General features: G+C 68.2%; 12 protein-coding genes. 3 read left to right on the plus strand and 9 right to left on the minus strand.

Annotated features, from left to right (window positions below; translation table 11 throughout):
* Positions 1-2: 2 nt before the first annotated feature.
* The 9 genes from octT to IBJ82_RS26635 form a co-directional block, all read right to left on the minus strand.
* On the minus strand, positions 3-1,634 hold the full coding sequence (gene octT / locus IBJ82_RS34840; RefSeq protein WP_228537685.1) for a diglucosylglycerate octanoyltransferase: 1,632 nt from the start codon (positions 1,632-1,634) through the stop codon (positions 3-5).
* Positions 1,624-2,283: a histidine phosphatase family protein gene (locus tag IBJ82_RS26600; RefSeq protein ID WP_194828709.1), complete on the minus strand. Its 660-nt coding sequence runs from the start codon at positions 2,281-2,283 to the stop codon at positions 1,624-1,626. The genes octT and IBJ82_RS26600 overlap by 11 nt, the downstream gene beginning before the upstream one ends.
* Entirely contained in the window at positions 2,280-2,696 is a 417-nt protein-coding gene (gene rsfS, locus IBJ82_RS26605) for a ribosome silencing factor (protein ID WP_056821472.1), read from the minus strand. The genes IBJ82_RS26600 and rsfS overlap by 4 nt, the downstream gene beginning before the upstream one ends.
* A gap of 46 nt (positions 2,697-2,742) precedes the next feature.
* The gene (gene nadD, locus IBJ82_RS26610) at positions 2,743-3,384 is read right to left on the minus strand and encodes a nicotinate-nucleotide adenylyltransferase (RefSeq protein ID WP_194828710.1); all 642 of its coding nucleotides are present in this window, start codon (positions 3,382-3,384) and stop codon (positions 2,743-2,745) included.
* Positions 3,385-3,428: 44 nt separating this feature from the next.
* On the minus strand, positions 3,429-4,499 hold the full coding sequence (locus IBJ82_RS26615) for a hypothetical protein (RefSeq protein WP_194828711.1): 1,071 nt from the start codon (positions 4,497-4,499) through the stop codon (positions 3,429-3,431).
* A 161-nt stretch (positions 4,500-4,660) separates the two neighbouring features.
* Entirely contained in the window at positions 4,661-5,002 is a 342-nt protein-coding gene (locus IBJ82_RS26620) for an MmcQ/YjbR family DNA-binding protein (RefSeq protein WP_194828712.1), read from the minus strand.
* Between the two features lie 11 nt (positions 5,003-5,013).
* Positions 5,014-6,405, minus strand: coding sequence for a VWA domain-containing protein (locus tag IBJ82_RS26625; RefSeq protein ID WP_194828713.1), 1,392 nt, complete (start codon positions 6,403-6,405; stop codon positions 5,014-5,016).
* 2 nt (positions 6,406-6,407) lie between these two features.
* Positions 6,408-7,280, minus strand: a complete 873-nt coding sequence (locus IBJ82_RS26630) for a MoxR family ATPase (protein WP_194828714.1) — start codon at positions 7,278-7,280, stop codon at positions 6,408-6,410.
* A 2-nt stretch (positions 7,281-7,282) separates the two neighbouring features.
* Positions 7,283-8,548 (minus strand): glutamate-5-semialdehyde dehydrogenase, encoded by a 1,266-nt coding sequence (locus IBJ82_RS26635; protein ID WP_194828715.1) that lies wholly within the window; start codon positions 8,546-8,548, stop codon positions 7,283-7,285.
* 173 nt (positions 8,549-8,721) lie between these two features.
* Here IBJ82_RS26635 and IBJ82_RS26640 point away from each other — a divergent pair, with 173 nt between their 5' ends.
* The 3 genes from IBJ82_RS26640 to IBJ82_RS26650 all read left to right on the plus strand — a co-directional run bounded on the left by IBJ82_RS26640 (position 8,722) and on the right by IBJ82_RS26650 (position 13,170).
* Complete coding sequence (locus IBJ82_RS26640) at positions 8,722-9,597, plus strand: ribokinase (RefSeq protein ID WP_194828716.1); 876 nt, start codon at positions 8,722-8,724, stop codon at positions 9,595-9,597.
* A gap of 82 nt (positions 9,598-9,679) precedes the next feature.
* The gene (locus IBJ82_RS26645) at positions 9,680-10,903 is read left to right on the plus strand and encodes an RtcB family protein (RefSeq protein WP_194828717.1); all 1,224 of its coding nucleotides are present in this window, start codon (positions 9,680-9,682) and stop codon (positions 10,901-10,903) included.
* A gap of 143 nt (positions 10,904-11,046) precedes the next feature.
* Positions 11,047-13,170 carry an ATP-dependent DNA helicase RecQ gene (locus IBJ82_RS26650; RefSeq protein WP_194828718.1) on the plus strand — a complete coding sequence of 708 codons (2,124 nt, stop codon included), beginning with the start codon at positions 11,047-11,049 and terminating at the stop codon, positions 13,168-13,170.
* Positions 13,171-13,196: the final 26 nt, after the last annotated feature.

Raw genomic sequence — 13,196 nt, forward strand, 5'->3', positions numbered from 1 at the left:
GACTACCGGACCTCCTGCAGCGCCTTGGTCATCGCCGTCGCCACTGCCGCGTGTCCAGCCCAGCCCCAGTGGATGCCATCCGGGTTCGCTGTGCCCGACTCGATGTCGTCATGTACGGCCTCACCGAGGTCGACGAGCGGCACCGAGGTGCGACCCGACCACGCCTGCAAAGCCTTGACCGCCCGCGGCCTGCCCCTGTGCACCCGCCCGTAGGCATCGCACTTGTGCACCGACGGCAGCACCGCGACGACCGGAAGCTCCGGCCGCAGGTGGTTCAACGCGGTACGCGACTGCTCCAGGTAGTCCACGCTCACCCTCGGCGGAAGGGCAACCGGGCGACCGAGTTTCGACAGCTTCGGCTGCAACCAGTTGTACGTCGCTCGTACGCCACGGCGCAGACGTGGCGGACGGATGTAGCGGATCATCTCCCGCAGCGCGGTGGGCAGTGGAGACGGCAGGGTGTCCATGCCGCCGACGGCGAACACGACCGCCCCGGCACGCGGCACCGCGGCCCATACCCGCGGATCACCGATCAGTGCCCAGTACGCGTCGCGACAGGTCCAGCCGATCCGCGCGATCAGCTCGACGTCCCAATCCAGTTCCGCGGCGACCATATTCGGCCAGATCCGCGGATCGTCGGCGGGCAGGCCGCCTTTCGGACCGTAATAGGCGAGCGAGTCCGCGATCACCAGCAGCACGGGGCGCGGTGCGGCGGACTCCACCGGCCTCGGCGAACCGGCTTCCTCGACGAGCAGAGAACCGGCGGTTGCCACAGCAACCGATTCGCCCTGCGAGGCAACCGCGTTCGCGGACGCCGCGACAACGAGACTCGCGTCTGCGGCAGGCGAAGTCGTCACCGAGCTGTCTGCGGAGTCCAGGTCCAGGCGTGCAGCGGCGGGATCGGCCCGCACACCAGCAGGATCGATTCCGTCGGCGGCGGCCGCGACCTCGACCGAAGCAGCTCCGGGATCGTCGACCGAGGTAGTGACCTCGGCGGCGGACAGAACCGGATCAGCCGTTTCCGGTCGGAGTGTTTGTGGCACAGCCGATCCGGTGGCAACCGCGAGCGACTCGGCGACTACCGCCGAATCCTCAGCGGATACATCGCCGACGGGAGCCGAATCCGCAGCCACATCGGCCGCGATGATATCCGCAGCCGACTGGTCGGTATCCGTATCTACGACAACAGAGTCCGCGTCGCCGGGTTCGGCTTCCTGCACAGCGGAACTCGATGCGATCTCGACCGCGTCGAGTTCACCCTCGTCATCGTCACCGATCGAGGTCCCCGCGCTGTCGGCATCGACGCTGTCGTCGGAGGGAACCTCGACGGCCGAGGACTCGGAATCCGCTGCCTCCGAGCCGGACTCGACGGCTGCTGCCGCCGAGTCGACCGGCTCGGGTTCAGCGACGACCGGCGGGGGAAGCGGGCCGAACAGGGCATCGGGCAGCGATCGTTCGCTGCGCGCGGTGACCTGCTTGAAGAGTTCGTCCGGTACCGAACGGATCGGCTCCTCGCGCTCTGCGCGAGCAGGTGGCGGACCGAATAGCGCGTCCGGCAATTGCCGTCCGGCTTTGGCCGTCACCTGCTGGAACATCTCATCAGGTACTGATCGGACGGGCTCTTCATTGGACATCGGGAGCTACCTTCGCCGCTGCGTTCCAAACATCGAGGCGCCAGCCGGGTCGGTCGACATCCGGGCCGTGACTGGAAAGCTGCACCCAGCTGGTATTGGCCAGCCCGCCGAGGGCAGGCCAGTTCTCCGGTGGCAGTTCCAGCAACGCGGCCGTCAGAGCAGCGATCAACCCGCCGTGCGCAACCAGGATGATAGTCCGACCGGGCCAATCCTGCCGCTCGTTGTACAGTTCGCGCACCACAGGCAGTGCCCGTGCACCGACCTCGAGCTTGCTCTCGCCACCGGGCGGTGTGTAGGTGGCGTCCAGACGCCACTGCACACGCGCGCCGGGGTAGTCGGCGTCGACTTCGAGGTGGGTCAGACCTTCCCAGTCACCCAGGTGGGTCTCGCGCAGCCGCGGATCGGTGAGGACAGGCAGATCGCTGATGTCGCCGAGCGCCTGCGCGGTTTCCTTGGCGCGACGCAGATCGGAGGCGTGGATCGCGATGGCGTTGCGTGAACCCAGTTCGCGCGCAGCCTCTTTGGCCTGTTGGCGACCGAGTTCGGTGAGATCGGTGTCGATCTGGCCCTGCATCCGGTCGGCCGCGTTCCATTCGGTCTGCCCGTGCCGCAACAGGATCAGGTTGCGCACATGGGCGTACTTACTCACTCGTTGATTCCCTCTACCTGCGCGTCGTCGTCCGCTGCCGGAGTCGGGAGTGCGGCGATGCCCTCGACGGGAACTGCCGGGCAGTCACGCCACAGGCGCTCGAGTGCGTAGAAATTGCGCTCGTCGTTGTGCTGGACGTGCACGACGATGTCGACGTAGTCGAGCAGTGCCCAGCGACCCTCACGGGTGCCCTCGCGACGGACCGGCTTGTGACCGGCTTCACGCAGCTTGTCCTCGATGTTGTCGACGATCGCGTTGACCTGGCGCTCGTTGGGCGCCGAGGCGATCACGAAGCAGTCGGTGATCACCAACTGCTCGGAGACGTCGAGCACGACGACATCGGTGGCGAGCTTGTCGTCGGCCGCGAGTGCGGCGACCGTTGCCATCTCGATCGCTTCGGTAGAGGCACTCATACGGTCTCCTCCTGTGGGGTCAGACCCTCACTCATGTGGCTCAACGTCAGCTACCTTCCGTTCCTGCGGGCACGTAGAGGTGCCGCTTCGATATGTACTGCACCACGCCGTCGGGGACGAGGTACCAGACCGGCCGACCAACCGCTGCGCGGCGGCGGCATTCGCTCGACGAGATGGCCAGCGCGGGGATCTCGACCATCGTCACGGCGTCGGCGGGAAGGTCCCGCAGATGCTCCTCGAGATGATCGGTGTTCAGTTCGTAACCCGGTCGGCTCACCCCGACGAACTTCGCCAGTTCGAACAGTTCGGTCCAATCCTGCCATGTCAGGATGTTGGCCAGCGCGTCCGCACCGGTGATGAAGTACAGCTCCGCGTCGGGATGCGTGTTTTGCATCTCGCGCAGGGTGTCCACCGTGTAGGTGACCTTGTTGCGTTCGATGTCGGCCCGGCTGACCGAGAACCTCGGGTTGGACGCGGTGGCGATGACCGTCATCAGGTAGCGATCCTCGGCGGGGCTGACCTGCTTGTTGACCTTCTGCCACGGCTGACCGGTCGGTACGAAGATCACTTCGTCGAGCTCGAACCGGTTCGCGACCTCGCTCGCCGCGACCAGGTGGCCGTGGTGGATCGGGTCGAAGGTGCCGCCCATGACGCCGAGCTTGCGACGCGGCCGAGCTGTTTCGTGCATGAGGTCTGAGCTTAATCCGGCCGACCGGACCGGGGCGGACCGGACTACTCGGGGCCGTCACGGCGCTCGCGAGGTCGGGTCGCCTGCGCGCACATCTGGGCGAACTGGGCGCGGGTGTGTTTCAGCTCTTCGACGAGGTGCGCGGCCGGATCGGCGGCGACCCGGCCATTCAGTTCGGTCAGCAACACATCGATCGTCACCCACCACGGCCCGCGCACGCGCCCCTCGGGTCCGCGCAGTTGCAGCCAGGCGGCGGCGCGCAGGCAGCGGGCCCTCGGCACGATCTTGTCCTGTTCACCCCACAGCCCCGCGGCGCGCAGGTAGCCCCCGAGAGCCTCGGACTCCTGCCCACAGCACTCGCGGGCGACCGCGGCCGACCACACCAGATCGGCATGACGGCGGCGCTGTGCGGGCGTACCGGCGATCAGCCGTGCCGCCTCGGCGAACTGCCACGCGGCCTGGCGGTAGCGGCCGAGGTGATTCAGCGATTCGGCGAACTGGGCGCGGACCCGCGCGAGCTCGGCGGGTGGATAGCCGACAGTTCCGGTCAGCAGCGGACGGTCGAAAGCGACCACCGCCTCGCCGTGCCTGCCCGCCCGATGCCAGGCACGCCCGGCGACCAGCCACAGATGGACAGCATCGGCCTGCGAGATCGGCTGCCAACAGGCGGCGGCCGCCGCGGCCGCACGAGCCATCTCACGGTCGCGCCCCGGCTGGGCGGCGACGGCGGTGACCAACTGGGTGCGCATCGCGGCGAGTTCTCGACCACCCAGTTCACCGGCGCCGACGACGAGCGCCCGCCGCAGCTGTTCCTCCGCCGCGGCCGGGGCATCCGCAAGGCGTGCCGCAGCGATCCCGGCCAGCCGCCGCGCGGCCCGCGCCCCCGAACCGGGCGCGGGGCGTCGAGGGGCACCTTCCGCGGCAGCCGCGTCCCGTGCTGCGACAGCATCGCTCGTCAGACCCGGCGCGCGTTGTCGTCCCAGGTCTCCGGCCGCGGCCGCATCCGGCACTGCGATGGTTCGACGTCCTGGATCTTCCACCGAGTCGGCAGGACCGCCGATGCTGACGGGCTCATCTCGCGGGCGATCGGTCTCGTTCGTGAGCGGGTCGGTCACCGAGCGAACCACGCCCAGCCGGCGAGGAAATGACCCGATCGCAGCTTCCCTACGTCCGATATCCGTCGATCGGATCGCTCGTCGTCGCGCGACGCCCCTGCCCACATGGGCGTGATCTTCGTTGTGGCGCCATGTGAGTCGCTTAACGTCGGCTGAAGGACTCAGGCAGTGGGGCGCTTCGACTTCGGGAGTTTGGCGGCGACCGCGTCGTAGGAGGCGTCGATCAGTTCGCGCAGTTCGTCGTCGGGGACCGCGCCGCCGACGCGAACGCTGTTCCAGCCGTAGCGGCCGATGTAGGCCGACACGGTGACATCGTCGGGGTAGATGTTGACCAACTCGTCGGCTTCGGTGCGGTCGCGGCCGCATTTGAGGCCGATCGACGTGCCCGCACCGAGGAACGCGAACACTTTGTCGCCGACCTTGGCGACGGTGTCGCCCTCCCACGGCTCGTCTTCCCAGGCACCCGGTTTCGCCAGGCAGTAGGCCAAGACATCAACGCTCATCGTCAGCTCCTTCAGACGGGCAACAACCTGGAGACCACCTCGGTCAGCTGCCGAGCTGATCGGCATTCGTGCATCTCGATCACCGAACCGTAGTCGCGAGCCGCCGAATCCCCTGTCCCCCACAGATTCTTGGGTTCGGGATTGAGCCAGTGCGCGTGCCGGGCGGTACCGACCAGTTCGCGCAGCGTGTCCAGTTGCGGGTTGCGATAGTTGGTGCGGCCGTCGCCGAGGACCAGCAGCGAGCTGCGGCTGGTGACGGCTTCGCCGAAGTTCTCGGCGAAACTGGTCAGCGCGTAGCCGTAATCGGAGTGCCCGTCGGCGTCGATGATGCGCGACTCGGTGAAGATCCGGGTCATCACATCGTCGAGGCCGGCGTACGGCTCGAAGAAACCGGTGACCTCGTCGGTGCGGTCGACGAAGGCGAAGATCCGCACCCGCGAGAACTGCTCACGCAACGCGCTCACCAGCAGCAGCGTGAAGTTACTGAACCCGGCCACCGAACCCGAGATATCGCACAGCAGCACCAGTTCCGGTCGGCCGGGGCGAGGTTTACGGTTCACCAGGTCGATCGGCACCCCACCGGTCGACATCGACGCGCGCAGGGTTTTGCGCAGATCGATCTCGCCGCGCCTGGCCCGTTTGCGCCGCACCGCCAGCCGGGAGGCCAGGATCCGAGCCAAGCGCTGAGTGCCGCGCCGCAGTTCGGTGAGCTCGCGTTCGGAAGCACGGAGGAAGTCGGCGTCCTCGGCCTGGCGAGCGACACCATAGGTCGCGACGCGGTCGCGCCCGATCTGTTCGGCCACGCGCCGGTTGGTCTCGGCTTCCACACTGGCCCTGAACCCCGCGATGCGTTCCCTGGCGACGCGGCGAGCAACCTCGGTGTCTCGCTCGCTCGCATCCGGTGGCAGGCCGAGACCCGCGAGTATCTTGGCCAGCAAGGACTGGGGCGCAACGTCTTTGAGTGCCTGGTACGCGGAGAACGACGGCCCGCGCGCGGACTGGTATTGCCCGAGTTGCTCGACTATCTGCCCGGCTAGCAATTGCTGTTGGGGGCCACTGTCCTCGGCGGCGAGCAACTCGGCCAGTTGCTCACGGAGCGCGGCGAGGTCGACCTGCCCGTCGGGGGTGCGCGGCAGGTCTGGAGCCTCGCCGGTGCGATCACCGACGGCGACGGGGAACCACAGGTCGAACAGTCCGTCGAAGGTGGCGCGATGGGTGGGTCTGCGCAGCAGCGCACAGGCCAGCCCCTCGCGCACGGCCTCGCGATCGAGCAGGTCCAATACGGTCAGCACCCGGCCGGCGTCGACGGTTTCCGACGGGCCGACCGGCACGCCACGGGCCCGGAGCGCACCGACGAAACCGGCGACGTGGCCGCCGATTCCGTGCGGTGCCGGTGCGGTCATGATCAGGCCAGTTTCAGCTCGGCCAGCGCGCGCTGGTGATCGCTGCGGTGCTTGAGCACCACGCCGAGCGTGGCGCGCACGGTCGCGTCGTCGAGATCGGCGGCGCCGAGGGCGAGCAAGGTGTTGCCCCAGTCGATCGTTTCGGCGACCGAGGGCAGCTTCTTGAGTTGCATTCCGCGCAGTACGTGCACGACCCGCACCAGTTGCTCGGCCACGGCGTTCGGGAGTTCCGGTACGCGGCTGGCCAGGATGCGGCGCTCGAGGTCCTCGTCGGGGAAGTCCAGGTGCAGATACAGGCAGCGGCGTTTGAGCGCCTCCGACAGTTCCCTGGTGGCGTTCGAGGTGAGCACCACGAACGGCTTGCGGGTGGCGGTGATGGTGCCCAGTTCGGGCACGGTCACCGCGAAATCGCTGAGCACCTCGAGCAGCAGGCCCTCGATCTCGACATCGGCCTTGTCGGTCTCATCGATCAGCAGCACCGTCGGCTCGGTACGGCGGATGGCGGTGAGCAACGGGCGCGAGAGCAGGAATTCCTCGGTGAAGACGTCGGCTTTGGTTTCGGCCCAATCGTTTTCACTCGACGCCTGGATTCGCAGGATCTGCTTGGCGTGGTTCCACTCGTAGAGCGCGCGGGCTTCGTCGACGCCTTCGTAGCACTGCAGGCGAACCAGTTCGGCGTTGGCGACCTGGGCCACCGCTCGCGACAGTTCGGTCTTGCCGACACCGGCCGGGCCTTCGATGAGCAGCGGTTTACCCAGCCGATCGGCGAGGAAGACCGACGTGGCCGTTGCCTTGTCGGCCAGGTAGCCGGTGGTCGCGAGCCGGTCGATGACATCGTCGACCGAGGTGAAGATCGGATCCTGTACGAGAGTCATGATCACACCGGCCGAGTCTGGCCGTCGCCCCACACGATCCACTTCGTGGAGGTGAGTTCGGGCAGTGCCATCGGGCCGCGGGCATGCAGCTTCTGGGTGGAGATGCCGATCTCGGCGCCGAAGCCGAACTGCTCACCGTCGGTGAACGCGGTGGACGCGTTCACCATCACCGCGGCGGCGTCCACGCGAGCGGTGAACTCGCGGGCGGCGGCCAGGTCGGCGGTGACGATGGCCTCGGTGTGGCCGGTCCCCCAGGTGTTGATGTGCTCGACGGCGGCATCGAGGTCGTCGACGACCTTCAGCGCGATATCCATGGTGAGGTACTCCTCGCCCCAGTCGGCATCGGTGGCCGGGACCTGACCGGGCAGATCACCGTGGATGGTGACGCCCGCGTCGTCGAGTGCCTTGCTGAGGCGGGGCAGCGCGGTCTCGGCGACGGCGGCGTCGATGAGTACGGTCTCGGCGGCATTGCAGACGCTGGGGCGGCGGGTCTTGGCATTGAGCACGATGGCCTCGGCCATGTCCAGGTCGGCGGCCGAGTGCACGTAGACGTGGCAATTGCCGGTGCCGGTCTCGATGGTGGGCACCTGCGCGTCGCGGACGACGGCGTTGATCAGGCCCGCACCGCCGCGCGGGATCACCACGTCGACGAGGCCGCGAGCCTGGATCAGGTGGGTGACGCTGGAGCGGTCGTTGCTGGGCAGCAGCTGCACGGCGTCGGCCGGGACACCCTGGACGACAAGGGCTTCGCGCAATACGTCGACCAGCGCCGCGTTGGAGTTCGCGGCCGAGGACGACCCGCGCAGCAGCGCCGCGTTGCCCGACTTGAGGGCGAGGCCGAACGCGTCGACGGTGACATTGGGCCGTGCCTCGTAGACCATGCCGACCACGCCGAGCGGAACACGGGTCTGGCGGATCTCGAGGCCGTTGGGCAGGGTCGAGCCGCGCACGATGACGCCGACCGGATCGGGCAGCGTGGCGACCTGACGCAGACCCGAGGCGATGCCGTCGATGCGGGACTTGGTGAGCCGCAGCCGGTCGAGCAGATTCTCCTCGGTACCGGCGGCTTGCGCGGTCGCGATGTCGGCGGCATTGGCCGCGAGCACGCGATCGGCGGCGGCGAGCAGGGCGTCGGCCGCCGCGTGCAGTGCGTCGTTCTTCTGCGCCGTGGTCAGCTGGGCCAGCACACGGGACGCGACGCGAGCCCTGCGGGCGGCGTCGTGCACCGCTGCGCGGATGTCCAGCTCGGGGGTCACTTCTACCGTCATGGGTATCAGCGTACGCAGTCCGCCGTGCGCACTCGACGCCGCCCGCCGCGCGGAATACGGCTCCGACCGGCGGCGGGACCGAGTTATCCACAGGTCCGGCGGAGCTGTCGACGTAGATATAGACAAGGACGCCCCGCAGGTCGGGTGGCGCTGTCGCCGCTAGATTCAGTGCTATGGATCGCACCGATTCGCCGACCGTCGTCGTGCTGGGCAGCGTCAACATGGACCTGGTCACGACGGTCTCGCGCAGGCCCGCACCGGGAGAGACGGTGCTCGGGACCGCGTTCGCGACGGTGCCCGGCGGGAAGGGCGCGAATCAGGCGATCGCGGCGGCACGGTCCGGGGCGCGGGTGCGGTTTCTCGGTGCGATCGGCGATGACGCGTTCGGGGCGGAACTGACGGCGACGCTGTCGGACGCGGGCATCGATACCACCCTTGTTCGCAGGGTCGACGGCGCCAGCGGGATCGCCTCGATCATCGTCGACGACACCGGCGAGAACAGCATCATCGTGGTGGCGGGAGCCAACGGCCGGGTGACCGATCTGACGGCCGCCGAACTCGCGGCGATCGCGGCGGCCGACATCCTGTTGTGCCAGTTGGAGATTCCGATCGACACCGTGCTCGAAGCCGCCCGACATGCTCGCGCCTCGGGCACTGTCGTCGCGCTGAATCCCTCGCCGGTTCAGCCGTTGCCCACCGAACTCTGGACCGCCGTCGACCTCGCGATCGTGAATTCGCTGGAGTACGAACAGTATTCGGCCGAGCTGGCCCAGGTCGCGCACGTCGTGCGCACACTCGGCGGTGACGGGGCGGTGTATCGCGGCGAGGACGGGACCGAGCTCTCCGTCGCGGGACTCGCCGTCGATGTGGTCGACACGACAGGCGCCGGTGACGCGTTCACCGGCGGACTGGTCGCAACCTGGAATCAGGGCGCGACTACCGCACTGAACTGGGCGAATACCACCGGCGCACTGGCGACCACCCGCCTCGGCGCCAGCTCGTCGATCCCCGACCGCGTTCAGATCGCGGCGGCGATCACCACCGGCTGACCTGCCGGGCGCGGTGAAAATCAGATGCGCCACATCCGTCCCGACCCCTACCGTTGGTCCTTCATCAAGGAGAGGACCGACCATGTTTCCCGTCGAGCTGCGCGGTACGCGAGCGCAGACGCTCATGTGGGCCAACGAGCACGAGATCGAGCAGTCAGCACTGCGCCAGCTCCGCAATATCGCGAATCTGGAGTGGGTGCACGGGCTGCGCGTGATGCCCGATGTGCACCTCGGTAAAGGCGCGACGGTGGGTTCGGTCATCGCGATGCGTGGTGCGGTCGCGCCCGCCGCGGTCGGCGTCGATATCGGGTGCGGGATGGAGAGCGTGAAGACCGATCTCACCGCCGCCGATCTCCCGGACGATCTGCGGTCACTGCGCAGCCGGATCGAGCAGGCGGTCCCTGTCGGCTTCCAGGCGCACAAGGATGCCGTGAACGTGACGAAGCTCGGTGCCGAGCTCGCGGGTTCGCACGGGCAGGCCGCGTTGCGCGCCAACGGCTGGGAGCGGTTCTGGCGCTCGTTCGGCGAGCTGCATCCCGGGGTCTCCCAGTTGGAGTCCAAGGCGCACAAGCAGATCGGCTCGCTCGGCGGCGGCAATCATTTTATCGAAGTCTGCCTCGACACCGACGATGCCGTCTGGATTCTGCTGCACTCCGGTTCGCGCAATATCGGCAAGGAACTTGCCGAGCGGCACATGGCGGTTGCGCGTGCGCTGCCGCACAACCAGTCGCTGCCGGATCGGGATCTGGCCGTCTTCGTGTCCGGAACCGCAGAGATGGACGCCTACCGGCGTGACCTCACCTGGGCTCAGGAATACGCCGCGCGCAATCGCGCGGTGATGCTGTCGCTGGTGTGCCGGGCGGTGCGTGACGAATTCGCCGGACGGGACGTGCGTTTCGACGAGCCCATCTCCTGTCACCACAACTATGTGGCCGAGGAGATCATCGACGGTGTGCCGATGCTGGTGACCCGTAAGGGTGCGGTGCGGGCCGGATCCGGCGAACTCGCGTTGATTCCGGGGTCGATGGGCACGCGGTCGTATGTGGTGCGGGGCAAGGGGAATCCCGCGTCGTTCCAGTCGGCCTCGCACGGTGCGGGGCGACGGTTGAGCCGGTCGGCCGCCAAGAGGCAGTTCACGGTCGCCGATCTGGTCGCGCAGACCGAGGGCGTGGAATCGCGGAAGGACGCGGGCGTGGTCGATGAGATCCCGGCCGCGTACAAGGACATCGATCAGGTGATCGCGGCACAGGCCGATCTGGTCGATGTGGTGGCGACGCTGCGTCAGGTGCTGTGCGTCAAGGGGTGATTCCTCGTCGCTCACCACCAGAAGCAGCAGCGCGGCGATGATGATCTGCAGGATCGAGCCGAGCGGTCGGCGGCAACACAGACGACGGCCCCCTGTCTGTGTTGCCGATCGAACCTGTCGGAGGGGTGCGGCACGATAGGCACATGACCTCACCCGCAGGCAACGATGTGCTCGACCTGACGGCTCCTGACCTGCGCGAACGAGCCGAAGAGCTGCTGCGTCAGCTCGCCGGGCCCGACGCGCGGTTGCGGGAGGATCAGTGGATCGCGATCGAAGCGCTGGTGGTGCAGCGTAGGCGGGCGCTGGTGGTGCAGCGGACCGGGTGGGGAAAGTCGGCGGTGTATTTCATCGCGGCCAAGCTGTTGCGGGGGGCGGGACGCGGGCCGACGGTGATCGTGTCGCCGCTGCTGGCGTTGATGCGCAACCAGGTGGCGGCCGCCGAGCGGGCCGGGGTTGTGGCGGCCACGATCAACTCGGGCAATGTCACCGAGTGGGACGAGATCCATCAGCGAGTGGCCGACGGCGAGGTCGATGTGTTGTTGGTGAGTCCGGAACGGTTGAACAATCCGGACTTTCGCGATCAAGTACTGCCGCGTCTGGCCGCCGACGCCGGGCTGGTCGTCATCGACGAGGCGCACTGTGTGTCGGACTGGGGGCACGACTTCCGGCCCGATTACCGCCGCATTCGCACGCTGATCGCCGACCTGGGATCCGATGTGCCGGTGCTGGCGACCACCGCGACCGCCAACGACCGGGTGGTCACCGATGTGGCCGGACAGATCGGCACCGACACGCTGGTGTTGCGCGGCACGCTGGATCGCGAGTCGCTGCACCTGTCGGTGGTGCGGTTCGACGACGCGGTGCAGCGCACAGCGTGGCTCGGTGAACAGCTCAATCGGATGCCGGGCTCCGGCATCATCTACTGCCTCACCGTCGCCGCGGCCAACGATCTGGCCGACCTGCTGAATTCACACGGCCACACCGTCGCCGCCTACACCGGCCAGACCGACCCCGCCGAACGTGAGCTGCTCGAAGCCGCCCTGCTGAACAACGAGGTCAAAGCGTTGATCGCGACGTCAGCGCTCGGGATGGGCTTCGACAAGCCCGATCTCGGTTTCGTCGTGCACGTCGGGGCCCCGTCCTCGCCGATCGCGTACTACCAGCAGGTCGGTCGTGCGGGCCGCGGCACCGAGCGCGCCGAGGTCGTCCTGCTGCCCGGCCCCGAGGACGCGCGGATCTGGAGTTACTTCGCGTCCGTGGCCTTCCCGCGTGAGCACATCGTGCGTTCGGTGCTCGCCGCGCTGGACACCGACAGGGCGATGTCGACGGTGGCGCTCGAACCGCTCGTCGAGTTGAACCGATCGCGGCTCGAGATGGTGCTGAAGGTGCTCGATGTCGACGGTGCCGTGCGGCGGGTGCGCGGCGGGTGGCTCTCGACCGGCCAGGACTGGACCTACGACACCGAGCGCTACGAGGGTTTGGCCGCGGCACGCGACGCCGAACAACAGGCGATGATCGACTACCAGTCGACGTCTACCTGCCGGATGACCTTCCTGCGCCGCCAACTCGACGACCCCGGCCTGGCCGGGCTGTCCACAGCAGAGCTCGATTGCGGCCGCTGCGACAACTGCACCGGCACCCGCGCCGACACCACCGTCGACGACGCCGCGATCGCCGCCACCCGAGCCCGCCTCGACCGACCCGGCCTCGACCTCGCACCCCGCAAGCAGTGGCCCAGCGGCATGGCGAAATTGGGAATCCCGTTGTCGGGCAAGATCTCCGGTGGCACCGAAACCGGCCGCGTACTCGGCCGACTCACCGACCTCGGCTGGGGCATGCGTTTACGCGCCCTGCTCGACGCCCCCGACGCACCGGTCCCCGACGCGGTCTTCGACGCCTGCATCGCCGTGCTCCGCGACTGGACCTGGACCACCCGCCCCACCTCGGTGCTGGCCCTGGAATCCCCCCGCTACCCCCAGCTCACCACCAGCCTTGCCGCGCGCCTGGCCCAGATCGGCAAACTCGACAACCTCGGCACCCTGCACATCAGACCTGATCGACCCCCGGTGTCCGCGGCGAACTCCGCCCATCGAGTAGCCGGGCTGTTCGACTCGTGGGAGGTCCCCGACCTCTCCGGGGTCGACGGGCCGATCCTGCTCGTGGACACCCTCACCGATACCGGCTGGACCATGACCGTCGCCGCCCACGCCCTACGCACCAGTGGCGCCGACGCGGTCCTCCCCTTCGCCCTGGCAACCCCCACCTGACCCGACCCCCACGCCAAAAGTCCAAC

It is taken from the genome of Nocardia sp. XZ_19_231 (genome assembly GCF_015355705.1).
GTDB classification, from domain to species: Bacteria; Actinomycetota; Actinomycetes; order Mycobacteriales; family Mycobacteriaceae; genus Nocardia; species Nocardia salmonicida.